Raw genomic sequence first — 23,139 nt, 5'->3', positions numbered from 1 at the left:
ACGACATGAATAAGGCATCCGCCGGCGAGACCAGTGATGAACCGATCATCCAGACCGTCGCTGAACCAATGCAGCAGTACTTGCAAAAAGCCGCGTTGTCCCGGGGACCGGCCGCAAAAAAGCCCGCCGAACAGGGAATAAGTTCCGCGGCGGCAAAGGTGCGTGCATTTCGGCCGACCCATCGGCAACCGCTCGCAATGCTCCACATTCTGGACGATGGCTGTCGCGAACAAGGTGAAGCGATCCGGATTCGCGATTCTCGCTGGACCATCGGCCGCGACAAGGGTGACACCGCCATTCCCTTTGACGGCGACATTTCCACGCGCCACGCCGAACTTCGCTGCCAACGCCAAAAGGGCCGGTTTCGTTGGTTTTTACTCGATCGCAAAAGTACCAATGGAACCTTTGTGCGGGCGTTTCGTGCGTCACTGTCTCGGGAGTCCGAGCTGATCCTCGGCGGCCGACGCTACTTGTTTCAGGTACCCGAACCCGGGGCCGAAGCGACCGAAACCGAAGCCCTCCAGACGCAAGCCTACCAGGCGCCCTCTCGCACAATGTTGCAGCAATTTGTCCCGCGTCTGATCGAAGTGGGGGTGTCGAGTGAACAAGAACGTGTGTTTTCAGTCGCCGCGAAAGAAACCTGGATCGGGTCCGATGAGCGTTGCCAGGCGGCCATCGATGATGACCCTTTCATCAGTCCGAAGCACGCCCGGATCTACAAGGACGAAACCGGTCGCTGGATGATCGAAGACCAAAAGTCTCTCAACGGTGTTTGGATCCGCGTCAAGAAGTTTGCGATGGACAAAACCACGGAGTTCCAACTCGGACAGCAACGATTCCGCTTCCAACCCGGCGTGAATCAAGATCGAACCGAGAATTGATAAGCAACATGACGCAATCATCTTCCAGTGAGCAACGAATCACGATCGGTCGAGTCGCCGACAACACGGTTGTGTTGGATCAGGCGAACATCTCCGGTCACCATGCTCGACTGATCATCAACGGTGGCGAGATCGTGCTCGAAGACCTGGGTTCCACCAACGGGACCTCGGTCGGAAAGGTTGAAAACAAGATCAGTCGAGCCAAGGTCGAAGCAAGTGACACGGTCTTTTTTGGTTCGACGCCGTATCAAGTCGATCGATTGATCAAATTGGCAAACCAGCCTGTCGTTGCATCTCCGCCGTCGCAGGTGTCGACAGCCTCGAAATCGTCCGACCCTGGCGGCAAGGCTGGCGATGCGTTCCGTCGTCTGACATTCGCCGCGGTCTCGGTCGCTTTGGCGTCATGTCTGGCGCTGCTCTTTTTGGCCTGGAGGAGTGTCGCCACCGACGAAACGAAGGACACGAGCCCGACGGCGGCCGACCAGCCGGTCACTCTAACTGAAGACGACCATCGGAACGCCATTCAGCCCGATCCAGGCACGGAAACGCGCACTCCGGAAGCACGCGATGTCGCCGCTGATACAGACAGCGTCGAAACAACACCGCCAGGTGATTCGGTCGACCGATCGTTGTTCCTGATCGTTTGCTCGGACCCGAAAAACGAAACCCCGTTTCGGGTCGGGAACGGATTTGCAATCGGTCCCAATCGCATCGCCACCAGTGCGTCGGTGATTGACGCGATTGCGGAGTTGAGTGCCACCGGATTCCCGAATTCGTCATTGTATTCACCCGCCACCGGAGAAACGTGAGGAATCGTGTCAATGAAGCTGCACCCGCAGTACGCCCGATGGAACGAACAGGCGCGAACTGCCCGGCAATCCCATGACGAGTTGTTTGATCAATTTGAATCGACCCCGCCGAAACCGGAGGCGTTTGATTCCGCAAAGGAACGTCTGCTCGAGGCCCGGATGAAAGCGATCAAGGCGATCGACCGCAAGACGGCCTTTGACGTCGGCGTGATCACGATCGAACGGGCGACCGACCAATGGCTTTCCATGGCGGCACCCTCCGCATCCTTACGCCCCAAACAAAAACTGACCGTCAGCGGGTATGCCTTTGACGGCCAAGACCCGTTTTTCGATCCGGTATTTCCGCTGGTCGTCTCTGAATTGTCGTGCCGAGTTGAACGTCGGTTGACGGGCTCCGGCGGATCGGCCGACCGACTGCTGGGCAGGGCAACGGGCACGCCGTTGGAGAATGCGTTTCTGGGAAGCCCCGTCATGAACGCTCAAGGAGATGTGATCGCCGTGTATTCTCGGCCCACCCCGTCGGACAACGGCGACCGGGAATCGGCAACGTCGCTGTTCGACGCCGCATTGATTCAACGCATTGACGAAGGCGAATTTTGATGACGCAATTCGGTAATCCGTGGTCACCGGCCAAGACAAAGCAACTGTCCTACCAACGTCCGGCTGGGAGCCGATCCATGCAGCGTTTTCTGATTTCGATGTTGGTGTTCAGTGCGGGCATCACCGGTGCAGGCGTGTTGAATTCACGAGCAAACGCACAAGACGTCATCGTCCAACCTGGTTATCCCGCACGAATCCCTTACCGGATCCGTTGGGCTGCATATGACCCGTACTTTGCAGTGACGTCACGAATCTACGCGCAAGCGGACCTGATTCGGGCTCAGGGCGACGCGGCGGTCAGCTTCGGGTACGCCCGTAATCTGCATGCCGACGCCTACAGCAAAGAACTCGACAACTGGATCAAAGAACTGCGAGTTTATTGGGACCGAAAGACCCTGGCGGAGCAGAAGAAGTTGGAATTGGAACACGTGCGTCAAATCAAACGGATGAGATACTTGAACGACCAGAAATGGCAGAACAATCGGTTTTGGGATCGCCTAAAGAATCATCCAGAATTGAGCAGCAGCCGAATCAAGAACGGATCGGCGTTGAACTTCATGCTCGCCAGATTGGCCGCAACCTCGTTGCCCTACCGTTATGATCCCGCCAACAGTCGATTCTCCGATGGTGCGATCGATCAGTTAAGCCTGGACAAGAGTCTGCTGGCAAACGTCACGCTGAAACAAGGCCCGTTCAAATTCTCCGCCGGCCACAACGTCGACGAGACGATCCATCTGTGGCCTTACATCTTGCGTTGGGATGAATTCGACGACGCCCGCCAAGCGTTCGAACGCCTGAGAGGCCGCGTCGTAAACGAATCGACCGAGCGTGGCCAGGCATCGGTCGCCGGAATCCAAGGGTTGCACCAAAGCTTGGTCGCCCTGACCAACGTCTTCCACAGTTCCAAGAACGTGGCCGATTGGGTCAAGCAACACCGCCGATACACCCAGTTTCATGCGGCCGACCGGTTCCTCCAGGAACTCGATCGAGAAATCGTTCAACTGGAAAAGACCGGCGACATTCGCCCGTTGCGTGGCCAAAGCGGCTATTCTCCCGACACCGATGGCAGCGATCTGGTCAGCTTGCTTTGTTTCATGAATCGCAACGGGGTGGAGTTCGCACCGGCCAGCCCCGGCGGTGAATTCGCCTACCACAACCTTTTCGTTCTGATGCGAGGACTGTATCTGACGGTGGCCGAGGAGGACGAAGCGTTGCGGCCGGAAAACCTGGGCGAGCTGGCAACGCCGTAGGGCGTCAACCGCAACCCCATGAAAGTACTTCGCGATGTGTTCGGACCGTCGCCGTGTTCTCCGAACTCGGCGGACCGAAAGCGAAGCTTTGTTTTGTGCCGCGTTCGGAGAACACGGCGACTGTTTCTTGCCGAGTTCGGAGAACACGGCGACGGTCTTGCGCGATCGAAACGGGAAGCGGCGGTCGACGACTTGAAGGTCACGCCGAGCGTCGTTTGGGGCGGGATGTATCGGCGATGGGCTCGACGTCCGCGTAGCGGATCGCTGGTTGGGTCGGCTGGGTTTTCGCCAACAGGTTTCGCTCACGAAGGTTGCTGCGGATGGTTTCCAAAAGCGCCAGTTGTAACTGTCGGGCGTCGTGACGGTCTTCGGTCCAGACGTGCAATTCGTACCGCTGTGTCTTTTTGGCGATGCAGACCAAGGTGACTTGAGGCCCCGGGGATTGCAACACATATCGCTCCGCCGCTGCCCACTCGCCGAGCATCCGCCCGATGTCGATCGGCCGTTCTTCGCGTCGGACCGAAATCTCGATCGCGACGGTGGTCAGTTTTCCGGCGCCACGCCAATTGGTGACTTCATCGCTGAGGAATTTTCGGTTCGGGATCTGCAACTCTCGGCCTTCATCATCGGCCAGAATCGTCGTCCGCAGCGTCTGGCTGGCGATCCGCCCGGTCAGTCGTCCGACCGTCACCCGATCACCGACGTTGACCGGTCGCGCGAACAAGACCACCAAGCCGCCCAACACGTTGCGCACGATGTCCTGAAGCCCGAATCCGATGCCGATCGTGATCCCGACCATCAACCATTGGATCGTCGCCCAGCGCACACCGATCAGTCGACAGGCCACGAAGCAACCGGTCGCGAACAACACGCCGCGACCGAGCACCAAGATCAGATGCTCCATGCCTTCATCATAATCGACGCGCTGAAGCACCAAGGCATCAAACAGATTCGGCAACAGACGCGAAACATGAATCGCGGCAAACAAAATGGCGGCCGCCCAGACCACGTTCAACAGTGTGATCGGCGACGCTTGAACGACCGACTGGGCGACCGATTGCCCCTGCGTGTTCTCGGCATAACTGGTCACCGTATCCTGGACCGTCCACAAAACCGGATTGGCCAGATTCACGTTGGGAACCACATCGACCCACAACGCGACGAGGCAGGAGATCAACGCGACGCCGGCGACACACTGCCCCAAGAACCCGATCTGGTGTTTCAGCACGACGTGGGTTTCGTTGACTTCTTCGTCGGATTCGGGTTCCTCGATCAAACCGTATTCGTCATAGCGAGGTTCGACTTTGGGCTGGGTCAGGTTGCGCCAAACCTGCTGAAACCCCAACTGTCCGATCTTCCACACCACGCCCGCGGTCATCACCATGATCGCCGACCATGTCGCTCGCTTGATCAGTTCGCCGGCGGTGTAACCATAACCGAGTGCGGACAGGATGCCCATCAAGATCGGAAATCCCAATGCGATCGCGTACCACAGGTGCCCGAACCCGGTCGCCAATCGCCCGCCGAACGCTTCAATCGCCGGACACAGAAAACCTTTTCCCGGACGCAGGGCGAAGTGCGCCAAACCGGCCACCACCAACATCATCATCAGAAAACCGAACCGCCCCAACGAATCTCGCCAGATGCCGTGGTCGATCTGACCGAGCATCGTGATGGCAAAGGCACCGGGCACCAACATCAATCCGGCGATCGACCAATCCTTAAACGCCTCGGCGCGGGTCGTAAACTTCTGCGTCAAATGTTTGTCGACCAATCCGAACGGCCGCAACAACTGGCGTGGCAATTCGACCAACAGCGCGATCAGGCTGGCCGCGAAGAAGCCACCAGCGACCTGCAAGATCAGCTCGGACACGATGCCTTGATTCAGCCACCACGCGACCGCATAAAATTGAAGTGGCACCACCGCGGCGACACCCAACGTCAACACGCCGGCCGCCACGACACGCGTCTTTCCGGCCGTTCGCATCTTTGCCCGGCTGCCGATCGCCACCAACCAGCTCTTCAGCCGCCACCGCACCGCGAACAGGACGCCGATGAATACCAACAACAGGATGCCCGAGATCTGGTCGTCGGACAGTTTTTCTTGAAGGTCGCGTCCCAATTGGCGTGTGTGCCGAAACTCCAACAACGCCGCCATCCCGCTCTTGGCGTCGGCGAAATCTCGAATCCGGATCGGATCGCCGCTGCGGATCCAGGTCGCATGACGATTGATCAGCTTACGGAATTCCGCCGTCGTCGCACTCGTCGCCGACGCGGTCGAATCGAGGCGGTCCAAATCGTGGTGGTAGATCCGATATCCCGATTTCAGCTCCGTCACCAATTGCGTCTGCTGTGACAACAGGTCGATGACTTGCTGACGCAACAACGGCGTCTCTTTGGGGCCACCGGCCGCGGTCGATTGAGCGAGCATCTGGTCGGCCTGCTGCTGCAGTTGGCCTTCGCCGACCGGCATCAAATCCAACTCCAAGGCTTCTTGTTGGGTGCGCTGAAGCTCGGCCCGGGCAAAATGGTTTTCGTTGTCCTGGGTCTGCCAGGAATCCAGCTGTTCCTTGCGGTGTCGCAGCAGCAACCCGATCGTCGGCGTCAATCCATACTCCGACAATTTCCCGCTGACGGATTGATAATCCGATTGAATTTCAATCAACTTCTGCTCGGCCGCCGCAAGCCGCTGCTTCAACCCGACGGCCGACCGACCAAGCTGTGCGAGCTGCTCGGCGAGTCCGGCGTTGGTGTTGGCGATGCCGGCCAGCAGCGGAGTGGAACGTGCGGCCAGTTCACGGTTCCAGCGGGCGATTTGAGAGGCGATTTCGGGGGAAATCGTCTCGTCGCCGCGGCCTTCGACGAAGTGGTTCCGCTGCGAATCGGCGGTCGAAATCGTTTTGCCAGCATTCTCGGGGATCTGCAACAGCGGTCGCTGAGCTGACGTGCCGCCGGCGGGCGGCCCCAGCGTTGGTACCTCCAGCGTCGGCGGCCACCGGACGTCGTGTGGGGCCGCTGCGATTTGCGGCGCAGTGAACGGGGGCACTGCACGTTGCCCCAGTGTTTGCCCGACTGCGCACGTCGTCCAGAACGTCCACGCGATCAGACACGCGGCGCGAAAAAAAGAGCGAGGAGCGGGGCGCAGACCAGACATTGTGAATCCAAGGGGATTGCGAAGTTTGCCAAGTCTGTAGATACGGGCCCTGTCGGTCGCGAGTCAAGATTCATGTTTCACGTCAATCGCGTGAGTAGATTTTCAGGTCGTCGACGACCACGTTGCGGTGGACGGCCAATCGGAGCATCCGTTTGGTGGGGTGGGCGATGCCCGGCGAGGCGAACGAACCGACGTGCTTGCCGTCGATCGACACGCTCAGGGTGTCGCCGTCGACGTCGGCAACGGCGGTGTACCAAGTTCCCGTTTCCAGCTTGTGGCTGAACTTCTTTGACTTCGTCTTTAGCTCAGCTTTCTGGGCCGCCGTGAGCGTGTCGGCCTTCCGAGCCTCGCGCGTCTTCAGGTCCATCACCCCGGTTTTCAGATCGGCCAGCTCGGTTTGCTTGACGCCGATGACCACTTTGAACAAGTGCCCCGCCCAGACGTCTTTGCACTGGAGGTCGGCAAAGTTCAGCCCCAGCGTGTCTTTGGGGTGTTCCAGCATGAACTTCAATTCGACCGATCCGTTTCGGAATTCGGCCGGATGGGTGACGGAGACACCGTGGTCGGCCTCCTTGTGCAGGTAGATGTACATCGCACCGTTCCGCAAGTCGACTTGTTTATTGCCGCCGGCGCGTCGCTCGCTGTTGGTCCCCCAGCCGTTGCCGACTTCATCTTTCAACTCCTGGGACTCGTTGCGTTGAAAGTCATCGGAAAACAGGAGGGTGCCCCGGTCGGCGGCAGGGAGGCTGGCTGCGACCGAGCAAACGGAAAAGCAGAGCAGAAAAGCAACGTGTTTCGGTGACTTGATCATGGTGTATTTGTCGTTTTCGTGGGGAGGGAGATTATGAACATTCGCTATGGTAATGCGACGGCCCGTCGGCTTGCGTCAAACGGCTGAGAATGATTTGAAATCAACCGCTTCGCGCCAGCGCGAGCGTCCTCTTCTTTGCCCCTTCCTTCGTAGGAGTTGAACCTAAGGGGACAGACCGAACCATTAAGCTCAAGGCCCCAATGCGGGGCGCGACACAGCCCCCGCTCACCCCATTATTCGCCGCGGGAAATCTTCAACCGTTTTTGGTCAATTCACGGAACCGGATTCTGCGGGGCGAGTTTATTGAGCGTAGGCAAAAGGACTGCTCGCGCATCGGCGTTCGCGACGCCTTGACGAGTTTGGCCAAGCCGCGTGATCCGAGCGTGATTGTTTGCGTTCGGAGTCGGGATTTCCTTATTCAATGAAGACGTCTATGAACCACTCCCCCCTCCGGCGACGAGCATTCACACTGGTGGAACTGCTTGTCGTCATCGCCATCATTGGCATTCTCGTCGGTCTGCTGCTTCCGGCAGTTCAAGCGGCACGCGAAGCGGCGCGACGCATGAGTTGCAGCAACAATTTCAAGCAGATCGGCCTTGCGATCCACAACTACCACTCGGCGTACAAACAGCTTCCGATTCATGGAACCGGAACCTACATCCCCGGCGGACGAGACATCTGGGACACGAACCCCGGACGGGAGATCTCATCAAATCATCGCCTGTCCTACATGGTGGGGACTTTGCCCTTTGTGGAACAGCAGGGATTGTGGGACATGATCGCGAACCCTCACGGTTATAACTTGGACGGCACGGTCAAGAGTCCGCCGTGGCAAGCGATGGGACCGCACCCTGACCGAGTTCTGTATCCGCCGTGGGCATTCGAAACCCCGACGTTCCGATGCCCCAGCGACCCCGGCGTCGGACTTCCGGCACTCGGGCGAACCAACTATGCCGCCTGCGCGGGCGACTCGGCAGTTCACTCACGCGACCCGTTCCTGAACATCGACGAAAAGTCAGAAGACCCGACCGTCACCTTTCCTTACACGGCCGACATCGGACATGCCAACCAGTCCAACGGTTCACAGCGGGGGATGTTCGTCAACAATCGCGGAATGAAGTTCCGTGATGTCCTGGATGGACTTTCCAACACGATCATGTGCGGTGAGATCGCGACGGATTTGGGTGACAATGACAGCCGCACCACGCTTCCGACCAACACCGGTGCGCACGCGGCCCCCCAGGAAAAGAACCAGTGCCGCTTGGATCCGTCCTACGCGGTGCCGTACCTCGATCCGGATCGCCCACAGTACTGGTTGCCGACCGGATTGACCAGCAATATTACTTGGGGTCGAGGCTATCGTTGGCATGACATGATGCCACCGTACTCGCAGATGACGACGGTGCTTTCGCCGAACAAACTGCTCTGTTCCGATGGCCGGGACCACCGCGATGTTGTGTCTCCACCTTCCAGCCGTCACCAGGGTGGCGTGCATGTGCTGATGGGCGATGGCGCTGTCATCTTCGTCACAGATTCAATCGAAGCCGGCAATCCCAATGCCCCCCAAGTCTCGCACCGGGCCGGTTCGCCGCCGCCGGGAAGCTCCAGCCCGTACGGACTGTGGGGGGCGCTCGGCTCGCGTGACGGTGGCGAAGTGATTCAAGAGCAACTCAACCAATAAACCGCTCGACCGATCACGACCTCTTTCACACGCGACAAACGCTCGATGCAGACCGGCGTCGAGCGTTTGTGGTGTTTCCTACCTTTTCGAGTATTACCGGACCCTCAATGAAATACTGGATGATCTTACTGTGCGTCGTTCTCGCCGGTTGCAAACCGTCAGGTTCAGGGAACGTCGTCGACACCTCCGACCAGGCGGCTATGGAAGCGTATGAAGCGGCGATTGCCGAAGGCGATCGGATGCAAGCGGGGGACAAGGACTTCAAAGATTAAGGACCTGAAAGATTGATACCGATCGAGCGTGCCGCGTTTCAGCGACCTGACGAAAGTGGCCAGCCGGGCAGTTTTCCGCAGGCCTGGAGCGCGAGCACGGCATAGGCGGTTCCCGTGTTGGAGATCAGGTTACCGGCGTCGTTGACCGGAGAGCGTGTGAACCATTTCCCGCTCTTGCGTTGATTGGCCTGTAACCATCGGACGCCGTGTTGCAAACGGGGATCGTCCGCCGGCACGCCGAGTTCTCGGCTGATCACGATCGCCAAACCGGTACCGTAGGCGTCGCTGGTTTGAACATCCAACGGCTCGCCATCATCGCGCTGCAGTCCTTTCCAATCGCTCAAAAAACTAGCCGTCGACCACCCGCCGTCGTCGCGCTGCAGGTCCAGCAATTGTTTCAGGGTGTTGGCCCGTTCTTCATCACTGGCAATGCCATCGATCCGCCAGCGGTTCGTCCTCTGTGATCGGTTCGCGCTGTGCGGGAACGGACTGCAGCGTGACAACGTCCTGCCCCGGTAGGGCGCTTGCGAAAACGATCCAGGTCAACGAGAAAAACACGTTCGCGGTTTGAATGCGTTGGCGCATTGCCATGGCTGAACCCGGAGAAACGGTTGGTGAGAATCGGCTGGCGTGATGAAAGCCTGCCAACTATACCGTAAAGTGGGACGCATTGGAGTTCGAAGCCTCGCCAAGGAAACGCCGGTCATGAAAATCCTGGTTGCCGACGACTCGGCGATGATGCGGCATGTGCTGGTCGAATCGCTGAAGCAGTGGGACTATGAAATCGTCGCAACGGAGAATGGCGCCGAAGCCTGGCAGCGGTTTCAGCAGGAACATTTTCCGCTCGTGTTGAGCGACTGGATGATGCCCGAGATGGACGGGTTGGAACTGGTCACGCGGATCCGGGCCAGCCAGTCGGCCGAGTACACGTACATCATTTTGCTGACGGCGAAATCCGAAAAAGAAGACCTGGTCCACGCGATGGAAGCCGGGGCGGATGATTTTTTGATCAAACCGTGTGATTCGGAGGAATTGCGTGTTCGCGTCCGCGAGGGCGAACGGATCATCCGTCTGGAACAATCGCTGGCCGAGCAAAACCGACAGCTCCGCGAGACGCAGGCGGCGCTGGTGCAAAGCGAAAAACTGGCCGGTCTGGGCCAATTGGCCGCCGGCATGGCGCACGAAATCAACAACCCGATCTCCATCGTTTCCAACAATTTGGCCGTGCTTCGCCGCGAGGTCGCCGGGCTGATGGAGTTGCTGGAGAAATACCGCTCGCTGGGCGACGCGTTGGCGGCCTCACGTCCGGATTTGGTCGGCGAGCTGGAACAGTTGGACGAAGACGGCGATTGGGAATGGGTTCAAGAAAACCTGCCGCATTTGTTTGAAAGCTCCACCGACGGCCTGAAACGGGTGCGTGACATTGTGAAAAACCTTCGCGATTTCGCCCGTCTGGATGAAGCCGAGCTTGACCAGGTGGACATCAACGCCTCACTTCGCTCCACCCGAGAGGTACTGGCCCATAAAATGCAAGCCGGCCAGGTCACGGTGAAATTGTCACTGCAAGACGATTTGCCGCTTCTGGTGTGTCACCCGGCCAAGATCCATCAGGTACTGTACAATCTATTACTCAACGGCATCCAAGCCAGCGAATCCGGCGGACGCGTTGAGGCGCGGACGTCGGCCGGCGACGATGGAACGATCACCGTCGAAGTGCAAGATCATGGCAGCGGCATCGACGCCGAGCACCTGCCACGCATTTTCGATCCATTTTTCACGACCCAACCGGTGGGCGGGGGAACCGGGATGGGCCTGGCGATCAGCTACGGAATCGTCCGTGACCATGGTGGGACGATCGACGTGAAAAGCGAAAAGGGTCGCGGCAGCACCTTCCGGGTGACGCTGCCACCGCGGCCCCAACCCGAATAACTTTGGCGTGGGAGAGATGATGACCGCAAAGACGCAGCCGAAACATTCGATTCTGCTCGTTGACGACGAACCCGAAATCCTGTTTTCGATCAAGGGCTTGTTGCGTCGCGAGTTCAAGCTTTATACCGCCGAGAGCGGAGCCGAAGCGTTAGAAATCCTCAACCAACATCCCATCCATGTCGTGATGACCGACCAAAGGATGCCCAAGATGACCGGGGTGGAGTTGATGGGGAAAGTGAAGAACGAATACCCCGATGCGATCCGAATGGTCTTCACCGGATATGCCGACATCAAAGCCGTCATCGACGCGATCAACAAAGGTGGGCTGTTTCGCTACATCACCAAACCCTGGGACCCCGACGAACTGGTCGACGTGATCCGCGAAGCCGCCGCGGAGTATGACCGTCTGGTCGAGCGACGACAGCTGTTGACCGATCTGCACGAACATGTCGAACAAGGCCAACGCTATGCCGAACGCATGCTCGCCCCCAGCCCCGACGTTGACGCCGAAGGGCTGAATCGATTCACCGAAAACGCGACACAACTTTTGAGCCGACTGCAATCGCAACGATGACCGACAAAGTCCCCGTTCTACTGACCGTGCTGGTCGAAACCGCAACTCGTCGCTGGTCTGTCTCCGGAATCACTCCGGACGACCAGGGTGTACCGCTGATGTGCACCGAGCCGGGGGATTTCGAACCCGTCGTCGGCGAAACGCTTGATGAACAGACCAGTTACCTCCGCCATCGCCTGTCCGGCGTGTTGCAACGCGGCTGCGATCGGCTTTGGGGGCGGCAGATGAAGCCGCGCCAGATCGTCTTCGTCGCCGACGACGGCATGCAGCGGTCCCACCCGAATCTAACCCAGCGCGTCGCCGATCACTTTGCGGAGTGGATGACCAGTCCGCCGGTGGCGTTCTTCGTCTGCACCGGCGGCTGGGACGACGGTGCCGAACTGACGCTCGATCGGATCGCCGGCGACCTCGATCCGGCCGATCAAAACCGCTTGATCCAAACGTTGCCGCAATTGATCAAGACGCTCGAGAATCGCCAGGCGTGGGAATTCGCCGTCAGCAATCCGACCACCTAGGCATTGTCCCTAAACCCGGCAAGGGTCGTATGTGGTAGCGGAATTCGCCAAGAATTTCGGCTTTTTCCGTGTGGACTGCTGCGAGTCGAAAGCCTTGGCGGCTTCCGCTACGGGTTGAGGGACAAAGCCTAGCACCGCGCTCCACTTCACCCTCCCTCTGGGAGGTTCGCGGAGGAGTTTACGCTCGGAGCGGGGAGGGTTGACCCGCGCTTCGATGGGCCCCGACGACGAACGTTTGTCCGTTGATTCACCGTTCGACCTCCCCTCGCTGCGCTCGACCCTCCTGCCAGGAGGGTGATATCCAAAAACCGCACGACCTCGGAAGGGAGGGTCAACCCGACTCAGCGATGCCCCCCCCCGCGTCATTTCGGCTTGATCAACAACACTTCACCGCGTTCGATCCATCCCTTTCGCAAATCGACGCGGAACCAACCGTCGGCATTCTTTTGTTGGAAACGAACGGCGGATCGCTTGCCGAATTCTTTGAGGTCGTATTGCGCCCAGGTTTTTCCCATGTCCGGTGAAATAATGATGCCGGTGTCGTAGGGCGACGCGGGGGCATAATGCGCCGACAGGATCACACCGTCTTGGATGATCATGTTGGCAGATTCATATTCGGGATTGAACAGTAGCGTGTGCTTGCTGACATCGGCAAGGTCCCCGGGGTCACAGCAAAAGATGCCGCGGTCGTGCGGCATCACGCCGTTTCGTCCGTTGGCATCCGAGGCCCAATACAACCGGCCGTCGACGAAATTGATGCCGCCCGATTTGAAGCGTGAGTTCGAATTGACCGAGACCAACACTTTCCATTGCCAGGCGTCGTTGGTGGCGTCATAGGTACCGCGCAGCCAATGGCATTCGTGCTCGTCGCCCCGAGCCCCGGCGGACCGGTCGTGATCCCCCGTGCACGCATAGAACGCATTCTCGGCGGGGTTGTATGCGACCGAATGAATGTGGCGACACACGATGGGCACGTCGGCGTCACCCAGCAAATGGTTCGCCCCGGCACCTTTCTGCTGGAACGTCGAACTTTGCCCGAACGAAAACGCGATTTTGACGGTCCGCCCCGAATCGGTGGAATAGTAAATGTTGACCGGCGCGGCACCGCCCAGGACGTTGCAGTAGTTGCCCCACACCAACATCTCGTTGCCGTCGACGTCCCAGGTATGAACCCCGTCCAGCGGATGAAAATACCACCCCGGGTTGGCAAGGTCCAACGGCGTGTGCGGCAGATAGTCGTTGCCCTGACGATCCTTGACAATGATCTGCTCGCACGAGCGAAGGTTGTCGGTGCTCAGGTAAAGTTTCGTCCGCGTTGCAAACAGGATGTTGCCGTTGTTCAAGATGCAACTAAAGGTGATCCGGTTGGCATCGGGGAACTCGAATCGGTGCGACCATGTTTCACCGTTGTCCAGTGACAGATAGATTGCCGTGTCGTCGAAGCCGAATGCTCGGTGACCACGCTGCGAATCAATGTACGGCCCATCGGGAGCCAGGCGATACCAGAAGTGATCCGTCGAGGCGACCGAGCGGGACGCCGCGTTGAGTCGTTTCGTAGCGGGCAGCAGAAGGCATCCGGCCGATGCAGCGGCGGCGGTCAGAACCTGACGTCGTCGCGGTCGATTGGCCTGACTTGCTCGTCTCATGTTCTCGGTCATGGCGCGTCGAACTCTCGTGGGGAAGGAATGCAATCGTGTGCGAGCCACCTTAACACCCACCGCCGGCAACCGCTACGATTGAGCACTGGGAGGTGGAATCCTAAAATCAGGCGAAGATTCGAATCGACCGGCCGCTGGACAAGCGTCTGCGGACCGGATTCATCCTACGAAGAAAGACAATCAGACGGAGACGATCGTCGTTGATCAAGCATGGCCCAATGAGAATCAATCGAGATGGATCCTGACGACGACGTGCTGCAGGCCTTGGCGGACCACGACCGGCGCGTCACCCACGCCGGGCTCTCGGTCTGGGTCGGTGCGGAACCGACCTACACCGATCGATTCTCCGAGACTCCTGAGTGGCTTTTCGATGCGTTGGGTGACGACAAATATGACCGCGCGCTCAAGATGCTCGCGCGGCTGGGACGCCATCACAAGGGTGCCGCGATCCTGCGCAGCGTCGGCCGACAGTATGGCGGTGAATCTCACCCGCGTTGGTGCGTCGGGATCTATGCCCGACGCGACGGTTCACGCGTCTGGTCCGGACCGCCCGATCCCGCCGTCGCAGCCGTTGCGACGACGACCGCCGACGATGCAAACGCAGCACAGCTCCCGGCAACCCTTTGTGCCACGTTGTCCCGCGTCCTGCGGTCGATCGGCTTGAGTGCGGCAACCGTGCACGCGCCGCTGCAGGACCGAGTGGTGTTCCGAACCGACGGGACGTCTCCACCGGTTTGTGACAGCGAAGAACCGGCGTTGGCCCGAACGTCATTTCACAGCGAACGCGTCGTCGGAGCGGAGCCGGAAGATGAGCTGGCCGACGCGGGCAACTACCTGATCGTCTGTCGCGAACAAGACGGCATCGCGACCCTGGAGCTCCCCAAAATCCCCGATGTGAAGCTGTTCGAACGACTACTGGACGCCCTTTCCAACGCCGCGATCGAACTGGAATTGCCCGCGATCATCCTTTGCGGGTACCCGCCCCCGGTCGATTCCACCGTCAGCTGGACGACGATCACGCCGGACCCCGCGGTGATCGAGGCCAACATGGCACCCGTTGGCGGCACGGTCGACCTGTTGCAGCACTTGCGTCAATTGGAAAACGCCGCAAAGGAGGAAGGGCTGGCTCCGTTGCGGTTGCAGTACAACGGCGTGGAAAGCGATTCCGGTGGCGGCGGTCATATCACGCTCGGCGGCGCTCGGCCATCGGTCAGCCCTTTTCTGACCACCGGTCATTTGTTGCCGGGAATCGTGCGTTATTTCAACCGGCATCCTTCGCTATCCTACCTGCACGCCACCGATTCGGTCGGACCGTCCAGCCAGGCACCTCGCGTGGACGAAAGTCTCAATCATGACCTGTCGGAGTTCGCTTTGGCGTTGGAACTGCTCCATCGAGTCGACAGCCCGACGCCCGAGACCCTTTGGTCCAGCCTGGCGCCATTTTTGGCGGACCCGTCCGGAAACAGTCATCGCGCGGAGATCAACATCGAGAAACTCTGGAATCCGTTCCTGGGCGGACGCGGTTGCAACGGGCTGGTGGAATTTCGCGCCTTTCGGATGGCGCCCTCCGCGGAGACAACCGCGGCGCTGGCGGCTCTGTTGCGTGCAGTCGTCACGATGCTGGCCAAACACCGGTTCGAAGAGCCGCTGGTATCGTGGGGGCCGGATTTGCACGCACGGTTTTCACTGCCGTACTTTTTGCATCGGGACATGAAGGAAGTGCTGGCGAATCTGCGTGCCAACGATCTGACGCTCGGTCCCCCGTTGGTCCAGCGACTGTTGCGGGATCGCGACCTGATCCTGGCCCAGCGGACGCTCGGATCGGCACAACTGGAGATCCGTCAGGCGTTGGAGTTCTGGCCGCTGGTCGGGGATGTGGCCACGCAAGAACGCGGCGGTTCGCGGCTGATCGATTCCAGCACGTCGCGGGTGGAGATTCGATTGCGGTCAAATGATCCGAATGAAACGCTTGATGGCTGGAAACTCGTCGCGGGCGATTGGTCGATCCCATGGCACCAGACCGCCGATGAAGATGGCTCGGTCGCATTGCTCGGCCTGCGCTACCGAACCTTCGTCCCGCACCGCGGCCTGCACCCGACGCTCGGGGCCCAGACGCCGCTGCAGCTAACGATTTCGCATCCTCGCCATGGCCACTGGCGCGTCTCGCTGCACGAGTGGCATCCCGAAAGCGAGCCCTATGCCGGCCTTCCCGCGACGGTCGATGAAGCCCGCCGGCGGCGTGAACAACGCTGCGTCATCCAACCGATCGAAGCGGCACCGCTTGGTGCGACGACGAAACCGCCGCGCGATGCGATCAACGATCCGATCGTCGATCTTCGTTGGCAACAGCCAAACGGCTCGTCTTCCGTCTCGCCTTAACATTCCGGTAGACGATAGTGGCCGACGCGAGGAGTCCTGGCAGTTGGCAAGCCGAACGGACTCGTTGGCTCGCCCACGACCCGAAAACCAAGCTGCGGCGGAATCCCCTCAGCCAGCCTCCATCCCGCCAGAGTCCTAAGCTTTTCGCGAAACGCAAGTGGATCCGACGGCCTACTTTTGCGTCAACTCCAACACCCCGCTGAAGTCTCGTGACGGTTGGTCCACCTCATCCCGAACCCGCCGCTGCAAGTCGCGACTGGGGGCGTCTTGCGGGTAGTCCGCGACCAAGGATTCGATTCGCGCGGCCGAGTCGGCCAGTCGGCGGTGTTCGAAATCATCGAGTGCTTGCTCGTACTCTCTCTTGAGTTGTTGCCATTGATCGTCGGCTTGGAGCGTGATTTCGTAAACGTCGATGCAGTGTTCGATGCCGACGACCGACAACTTGGCCAGTCGGCGGCACTGCTCGGTGCATCCGGCCGCCCGCACGGTGGATTCGCCCGCCAGACAGGCCACGCCGAGTTGCTTGGTCGCCGACTGCAACCGCGAACTCAGATTGACGGTGTTTCCCAGCGGGCCGTATTGAAACTTTTGTCGCGATCCGACATTGCCGACCAACGCCGGTCCCGTGTTGATCCCGATACCGGCGCCAAACTTTTGTGGCAACACGCTGCCCCATCGCCCCCGCAGCTGTTCGATCGCGCCTAACATCCGCTTGGCGCACTCGATCGCGCGTCGGGCGTGGTCTTGCTGGTCGCCGGGCGCGCCCCACATCGCAAACACTTCATCGCCCATGTAGTTGACCAACACGCCGTCCGAATCGATCACGCACTGGCTGAGCTCGGTCATCACGTCATTGATCCACTCGATCGCTTTGCGTGGCCCCAGTTTCTCCGTCACGCTGCTGAATTTTCGAATGTCACAGAACAACGCGGTCACATCAATTTCCTTCGCTTCCATCAATTGCGGGTCGGAAACGAGTTGGTCGGCGACTTTGGGCGAGAAGAATTCGGCCAGCGAATTGCGGATCCGCTCTTGGTTTCTGCGTGCCAAGCCGCCCGCCAGCGCCCCGGCCAGGATCTCGATCAGCGTCGCTTCCATGTCACTGATGCCACTGGAGAACGAGCCGGCCGCACAAATGGTGCGATCGCCGTAGATGACGCCGATCACTTGATGGTCGGCATTCAGGATGGGCGATGCGACGGCGCACTGCACGCTTTGCAGCGAAGGCGCCAAACGATCGTCGTCGCCGGCAGGGTTCGCCCGCTCGGCCAATCCCGCCTTGGGTTGATGGATGACCGTCAAACAGGTCTCGCTGACGCGTTTCAACAACGTCGTGCTGATCGGTCCGCGATGCCCTCCCAGCAAGTTGTCGCCCCGCGTGTGCTGTGCGACCTGGAGCCAACCGCCTTCCAATTCCGACTCGACCGGCAGCTGGTCCTGGTCCGCCGTCTCGCCGCGTAACAGGACCACGGTGCGATCCAAGTCCACCATCTCGGCCGCGGCGCTGGCGCACTTTTGAAAGAACGCGTTGCTGCCGACCGATTCCTGGACGACCTGCAACGCCAACTGCAACAGTTTGTTGACTTCCTGCCCCTCGGTTTGGGCGAACTGCCCGATTGCGACGGTGTGTTCCACGTAGCTTTGCGCCCCGGGAACCAACGGCACGCTTTCCAGACTGCGATAGCTGGCCGATCCCAACCCCGACGCATCGACCGCCTCGATCCGCAGCGTCAATCGCCCGCCGAGTTCGATCACCGCTTCATCGTCGAAACGACGTGTTTGTCCCGGCAAGATGTCTTCCGCGTCGGCGATCACGACCGGGCAGTGAGCGTGCAGGTTTGTCAGCTGGAACGAAAACCATTCGATCGGCGACACCTCGATCCACCGCCGCGACATTTCCTTTTGCCGCGAATCCGCCACGACGAGTCGCGTTTCCTTTGCCGTGCGGTGTAGCGCAACCGGCGGCGGGTCGCCCTTCCGCGGATCCCTCCGACCGATCACGACCGGCTCGTCAACGAACACCTCGTTGATCTGCAATCCGGCATGGTAGGTGGCGAGGCGAAGCTGGGACATGGGTGGAAGTGATTCAGGTAAATGACCGGTCAGACAAGGAGTTGGTCAGACAAGGAGTTGGTCAGACAAGGAGTTGGTCAAAAAATGGGAAGCAGGGATGTGGGAGACTGGTCGGACACGATCGAGCAAGCGGACGTGCTACCGTCAGATCTGTTTTGCATTGATTGCCCGCCATTTTTTGACCACCCCATTTTTTGACCACCCCATTTTTTGACCACCCCATTTTTTGACCACCCCATTTTTTGACCACCCCATTTTTTGACCACCCCATTTTTTGACCCTTTTCCGCTCGCTGACCCTACTTGCGGCGGATTTGCACCAGCGAACCGCTGTCGCGTTGGAATTTGTCATCGACGACCCAGGCGTTGCGCAGCAAGACGTACAGCGATCCGTCGGCAGAAAACCGCAGGTCGACCGGGCGCCGCAATCCGCTGGCAAACGTTTGGGCCTGACCACCTGCATCGGCGTCGATGGTGTGGATCCAGCCGTGCACAAAGTCGGCAAAGAAATAGCGTCCGGCGAACGTTTCGCCCATCGCATCGGGGGCAAAGTCGCCTCCGGAAATCGATGCTTCGGGGTAGCGATGGATCGGTCCGGTGTAACCTTGTTTATCGATCGGGCCGTGATCAAAGTCGGGCCATCCGTAATTGGTGCCGGCGACCCCCGGATTGACCTCTTCAAATTTCCCGCCGACGTCGTTGATCAACATGCGTCCGGTCTGGCGATCGATGGCAAAGGTGAACGGGTTGCGACAACCGAGTGCCCAGATCGATCGGTACTTGCCCCGAGTGGTGTTGACGAAGGGGTTGTCCGGCGGGATCGATCCGTCGTCCATCAAACGCAGGATTTTGCCTTGCAGCGCGTGCATGTCCTGGGCAGGCCGCTTGGCCGTCTGTTCGCCGATCGCGATGTACAGTTTGCCGTCGGGGCCGAAGTGTAGCGCGCCGCCTTGATGACCGGCCGGAACGTTTCCCCCGAACTTGCTCTGGTCGTCGCCGGCGATCAGGATCTGTTCGCTGGCGGGGTCGGCGACATCGCCGTGAACGCGAAAGCGGCTGACGCGGTGGTGCGAGTAGGGTTGTTTGACGACATAGCAAACGTACAACCAATTCGATGCCGGAAAGTCCGGGTGGACGGTCACGCCGATCAGGCCACGTTCCCAGTGGTGTTCGACGTCCAAGGCGAGCATCGGCTGTCTCAGCAGCTTGCCGTCCATGACTACCCGCAGGCGACCGTCTTGTTCACAGACGAGCACGCGCCCGTCGTCGAGCACTTCCATCGCGGTCGCGCCGGAGAGGCCGGTGACGAGTGTCTGGATCTGGAAACCGTCGCGGAGTTGGATCGGGCCGCGGGTCGCCGAACCGAATTTGTTGCCAACGCCGGTGCGAAGTTTTTCCAGGTAGGCGATCAAGTCGGTGAACTGCTGCTTGGACAACTGTTTGGCCAGATCGTCCGGCATCGTCGACGTCGAACTCGGCCGGATTGATTCGATGTCGCGGCGGGCGATCGTCCATTGTTTGCCGGTGGAATCATCCAGCGTCACGTGTTGCGCGTCTTCACCGGTGATCACTCCGGAACGGACGTCGCCGGCAGCGGTCAACACGACGCTGGTTTCATAGCCTTGGACGATCTGACGCGAAGGTTCCAGCAAGGATTCGATCAAGTGAATCCGATCAAATTTGCCGCCGATCTTCGACAGATCCGGGCCGACCCGGCCTCCCGAGCTGCCGACGCGATGACAGGCCCGGCAGCGGGTGATCCGTTGGTCGTCGAACAGTTCTTTGCCGCGGGCGACATCACCGGCGTGCGTCATCGCGTAGCGGGCAAGCTCGGCCTTTGCTGGCGGGTCGGCAGGGGAATCCGTCGACGCGATCGCGGTGACAAGGCAGAAGACGGCGAGCGTGAGACGTTGCATCGTTGATTCCGTGGACGGTCGATTCGGCGCGGCAGTGTCGCGACACTGTTGCACAGAATATACGAAATCAATTGACGCGACGCCTGTCCTCGGGTGAGAGAGGCTTCTCGTGCTCTGCCAGCTCGGTTTTCATGTAGTGGACGAGGCGACGAGCTCCATTCGGATTGCCGGCTGCGAGTACCACCTTCTGGCGAAGGTCGCTACGGTGACCGACGATCTCACTGCCCGCAATCCCACTGCCGACCGCGTCGTCGTCCTAGCGGCGGCCCTGGGCTCGGGTCGTCGATGCGGCCACCGAGGCGGGGACCCAGGGCGTGCCGGCACGGTAGACGCGTTGGTGGTACATCGCCAAAGAACGCAGCGCGTGGCCTTTGGGGCCGATGCTCCAATCATGATCCAGGTCCGAACCCATCGAACGGACCAAGAACGCGACCGCCGCGACCAGACGTCGGTCCTGCAACTGGTCATCCGGTGTGACGGTCAACAACCATTCGACGATGTGTCCGGTCGTTTGAATCTTTCGATCGACGTTTCCGTTGTCCGCGCGGCCTTCCAACCAATTCGTGCTCATCGATCCGTCGCGGTTCTGCAGCGAGTAGGCGTAATCGATGAAATCCTCGGTAAAGATCTCCGCGCGTTTCCACTGTCCCGTGATCGGCTTGCCTTCGGCGCGTCGTTTGCGCAGGGCGTGGGAGTACCCCATCAATCGGTGGGTCCCGCCGCAAGCGCTGCCGACGATCGGTTGTTTCAGTTCTTCTTCGATCAATCGCTCGAAATCCCAGCGGGTACCGTCGGCGGCGACCCAACGGCTGTCGGTGTCCAGATAGTGTGACAGCCCGATCAGGGTGAACGTCAATTCTTCGCCCGCCTTGCAGTTCTGTTTCTCCGACTCGATCAACGCCGCGACGTCGTATTTGACTTTGCCGGCATACAGCGGGTACTCCGTGGGGACGTTGCACATGCCCAACACGGCGAGGAATTGGCCTTGGTGGCCTTGCAACCCGACGCCGCTTTTGGCCTGAATCCCGTTGGCATCATGAGTCAACAGGCGTTGCCCGCGACAATTATTGTTGCCGGCGATCCAGGCGATCGTGCTGTAGTGTTGACGTCCGACGGCCAGCCGCGTGTCGGCACCGAACACCATCATCGAGTGCATCATGCCCCAATTGCTGCGTCCGCTGGCGATCTCGGGCCGCTGATAGAAATACGTCAGGATGCGTTCGATCCCACGACGCAGGTTGGTAACCGTCCGCGTCGGGGTGATTTCCGCGGCAGGACGACCGGTGTAGTCGAGCGCCGGTGCCTGCTCCGTCGCCGGCAGGTCGCCGATCGAGACGGACGCGGCGGCGTTGTCCGGACGAGAGGCATCGGGAGATGCTTTGTCGACGCCCCGTTGATTCTTCGAGTCCGTCATTTTGCTCGACGAAGCACTTTCGACGATCTCGGACTTCGGCTTGCGTTTGGGCAGCGAATCGACCGTCGCGCGGCTGCGCTGCGGCTGATTCTGGTCCAGCGGTTCCATGTCCGCGGGATCGGTTTGGCGAGTCGAGGGTGGCGGCAGCAACGGCGTTTCATCGAGGTCGGCATCACCCGTGTTCGTCGCCGCCGATCGGGCCTCGTCCAAGGACATCGATTGACGCTTGGGCGCCCTGGTCACCGGATCTGCAGCAGGCCGCTGCGGTTGAGACAACGCATCGCCCGCGATCACTTCGCTGGCGACCGACTCGCTTGCCGGTGCATTGTTGGCCGCAGCAGCATCGGTCGATGCATCGATTTCCTGGGTGTTCACCGCCTCGGTTTTGCTCGAACGCGCCTCGTGCTGACCGCCGATCGGGTCACGCAGCGGTGAGATTTGATTGATCGCGTCGCGTGCCACCCAGCCTCCTTCGGCCACGGCAGCGTTTGATACGGCTGGACTTGAGGCAGCGGGGCTTACGGCAACCGGTGTCGGGTCGGCCACGGGGTTGGGGGAACTTGCGGTGGAGTCGCCGGAACGATGCGCCGCGGCCCGATCCTGCCAAACGCTGCCCGCCGGCAACGCGGGCACGTGGTCGCGGTCGAGTCCGCCGTCCAGTTCCACTTCGCCGGGCGTCGGGACCGACGCCGTCGCCGGTTTCTTTGTCGGCAGTTTCGGCACCGCGCCGCGAAACCGGTCCAAGGGGCTTGAAACGGTGGTTGCCGCGGTCGATTTGCCGGACGTCGATTTTCCAGACGTGGTGTCGGTCGACGGTCGCTGGGTCCACGCGGTGTCTGCCGGACGGACCTGGGCCGCGGCGGTGGGCCCGGCATTCAACGGCGCGGTCAACTGAATCGCCTCATCGGCCCCCGCAACGCTGGTCAAACCGAGGACCAGACCGGCAGTCAGCCCGGCGACGGTGGCGCGCAGCTGCCGCCGTTTGACGTGGGTGGGGGTGGGGTTCAGCTGAGGTCTCGTCAGGCGGGTCGGCACAAGCAGGCTCCATCGATAGCAGAGGGTTAGTGTCTGCTATCGGAAGCTATCCGCTCAATATTCACCTAGAAACGACGCGCCCCGGGACGAAGAAAACCTCCGCGCTGTAGGCAAACTTTACCGGCGGGCCGACTGTCATTTTTGAAAAAATCACCCTTTCGGCTCAAGCGACTGTCTCGGCAAGTCTTC

Annotated in this window: 17 protein-coding genes; 10 read left to right on the top strand and 7 right to left on the bottom strand. The window is 60.1% G+C overall.

Translation table 11 applies throughout. The features are described 5' to 3' along the window. Nucleotides 1–5: 5 nt before the first annotated feature. From H1B37_RS03885 to H1B37_RS03870, 4 genes are read left to right on the top strand one after another with little or no spacing between them, the layout of a single operon-like run. Complete coding sequence (locus H1B37_RS03885) at nucleotides 6–881, top strand: FHA domain-containing protein (protein WP_182865309.1); 876 nt, start codon at nucleotides 6–8, stop codon at nucleotides 879–881. Nucleotides 882–889: 8 nt separating this feature from the next. Continuing rightward, nucleotides 890–1,690, top strand: a complete 801-nt coding sequence (locus H1B37_RS03880) for an FHA domain-containing protein (protein WP_182865308.1) — start codon at nucleotides 890–892, stop codon at nucleotides 1,688–1,690. Nucleotides 1,691–1,702: 12 nt separating this feature from the next. Next, a complete protein-coding gene (locus H1B37_RS03875) occupies nucleotides 1,703–2,290 on the top strand; it encodes a hypothetical protein (protein ID WP_182865307.1) in 588 nt (195 codons plus the stop codon). After that, nucleotides 2,290–3,540, top strand: a complete 1,251-nt coding sequence (locus H1B37_RS03870; protein ID WP_220498024.1) for a hypothetical protein — start codon at nucleotides 2,290–2,292, stop codon at nucleotides 3,538–3,540. Before H1B37_RS03875 ends, H1B37_RS03870 begins: the two co-directional genes overlap by 1 nt. Nucleotides 3,541–3,739: 199 nt before the next feature. On the opposite strand, the gene H1B37_RS03865 is transcribed toward H1B37_RS03870, so the two are convergent. Continuing rightward, complete coding sequence (locus tag H1B37_RS03865) at nucleotides 3,740–6,586, bottom strand: mechanosensitive ion channel domain-containing protein (RefSeq protein WP_182865305.1); 2,847 nt, start codon at nucleotides 6,584–6,586, stop codon at nucleotides 3,740–3,742. 190 nt (nucleotides 6,587–6,776) lie between these two features. Then, nucleotides 6,777–7,505, bottom strand: coding sequence for a LamG-like jellyroll fold domain-containing protein (locus H1B37_RS03860; protein WP_286177386.1), 729 nt, complete (start codon nucleotides 7,503–7,505; stop codon nucleotides 6,777–6,779). A gap of 433 nt (nucleotides 7,506–7,938) precedes the next feature. Between H1B37_RS03860 and H1B37_RS03855 the strand changes: the two genes are divergently transcribed. Together H1B37_RS03855 and H1B37_RS03850 are read left to right on the top strand one after the other, a co-directional pair. Then, nucleotides 7,939–9,186 (top strand): DUF1559 domain-containing protein, encoded by a 1,248-nt coding sequence (locus tag H1B37_RS03855; protein ID WP_182865304.1) that lies wholly within the window; start codon nucleotides 7,939–7,941, stop codon nucleotides 9,184–9,186. Between the two features lie 119 nt (nucleotides 9,187–9,305). Then, complete coding sequence (locus H1B37_RS03850; RefSeq protein WP_182865303.1) at nucleotides 9,306–9,458, top strand: hypothetical protein; 153 nt, start codon at nucleotides 9,306–9,308, stop codon at nucleotides 9,456–9,458. Nucleotides 9,459–9,496: 38 nt separating this feature from the next. Here H1B37_RS03850 and H1B37_RS03845 read toward each other — a convergent pair whose 3' ends face one another. Continuing rightward, a complete protein-coding gene (locus H1B37_RS03845) occupies nucleotides 9,497–9,961 on the bottom strand; it encodes a hypothetical protein (protein WP_353620771.1) in 465 nt (154 codons plus the stop codon). 202 nt (nucleotides 9,962–10,163) lie between these two features. Between H1B37_RS03845 and H1B37_RS03840 the strand changes: the two genes are divergently transcribed. From H1B37_RS03840 to H1B37_RS03830, 3 genes are read left to right on the top strand one after another with little or no spacing between them, the layout of a single operon-like run. Further along, the gene (locus H1B37_RS03840; protein WP_182865302.1) at nucleotides 10,164–11,387 is read left to right on the top strand and encodes a sensor histidine kinase; all 1,224 of its coding nucleotides are present in this window, start codon (nucleotides 10,164–10,166) and stop codon (nucleotides 11,385–11,387) included. A gap of 16 nt (nucleotides 11,388–11,403) precedes the next feature. Beyond that, a complete protein-coding gene (locus H1B37_RS03835; protein ID WP_220498023.1) occupies nucleotides 11,404–11,961 on the top strand; it encodes a response regulator in 558 nt (185 codons plus the stop codon). Continuing rightward, nucleotides 11,958–12,476 (top strand): hypothetical protein, encoded by a 519-nt coding sequence (locus tag H1B37_RS03830; protein ID WP_182865301.1) that lies wholly within the window; start codon nucleotides 11,958–11,960, stop codon nucleotides 12,474–12,476. The genes H1B37_RS03835 and H1B37_RS03830 overlap by 4 nt, the downstream gene beginning before the upstream one ends. A 362-nt stretch (nucleotides 12,477–12,838) precedes the next feature. Here the strand turns inward: H1B37_RS03830 and H1B37_RS03825 are convergent, their stop codons facing one another. Beyond that, entirely contained in the window at nucleotides 12,839–14,122 is a 1,284-nt protein-coding gene (locus H1B37_RS03825; protein ID WP_182865300.1) for a beta propeller repeat protein, read from the bottom strand. 246 nt (nucleotides 14,123–14,368) lie between these two features. Between H1B37_RS03825 and H1B37_RS03820 the strand changes: the two genes are divergently transcribed. Next, nucleotides 14,369–16,513 carry a transglutaminase family protein gene (locus tag H1B37_RS03820; RefSeq protein WP_182865299.1) on the top strand — a complete coding sequence of 715 codons (2,145 nt, stop codon included), beginning with the start codon at nucleotides 14,369–14,371 and terminating at the stop codon, nucleotides 16,511–16,513. A gap of 171 nt (nucleotides 16,514–16,684) precedes the next feature. Here H1B37_RS03820 and H1B37_RS03815 read toward each other — a convergent pair whose 3' ends face one another. The 3 genes from H1B37_RS03815 to H1B37_RS03805 form a co-directional block, all read right to left on the bottom strand. Further along, nucleotides 16,685–18,586 (bottom strand): adenylate/guanylate cyclase domain-containing protein, encoded by a 1,902-nt coding sequence (locus H1B37_RS03815; protein WP_182865298.1) that lies wholly within the window; start codon nucleotides 18,584–18,586, stop codon nucleotides 16,685–16,687. Nucleotides 18,587–18,884: 298 nt separating this feature from the next. After that, entirely contained in the window at nucleotides 18,885–20,501 is a 1,617-nt protein-coding gene (locus H1B37_RS03810) for a PQQ-dependent sugar dehydrogenase (RefSeq protein WP_182865297.1), read from the bottom strand. A 256-nt stretch (nucleotides 20,502–20,757) separates the two neighbouring features. Then, a complete protein-coding gene (locus tag H1B37_RS03805; RefSeq protein ID WP_182865296.1) occupies nucleotides 20,758–22,950 on the bottom strand; it encodes a hypothetical protein in 2,193 nt (730 codons plus the stop codon). Between the last annotated feature and the right edge of the window lie 189 nt (nucleotides 22,951–23,139).

Origin of the sequence: Stieleria mannarensis, from assembly GCF_014154935.1 — a bacterium.
In the GTDB taxonomy this organism is placed as follows: domain Bacteria; phylum Planctomycetota; class Planctomycetia; order Pirellulales; family Pirellulaceae; genus Stieleria; species Stieleria mannarensis.
Note: the sequence above shows the minus strand (reverse complement) of the source record. Positions and strands in the feature narration are given on the sequence as shown.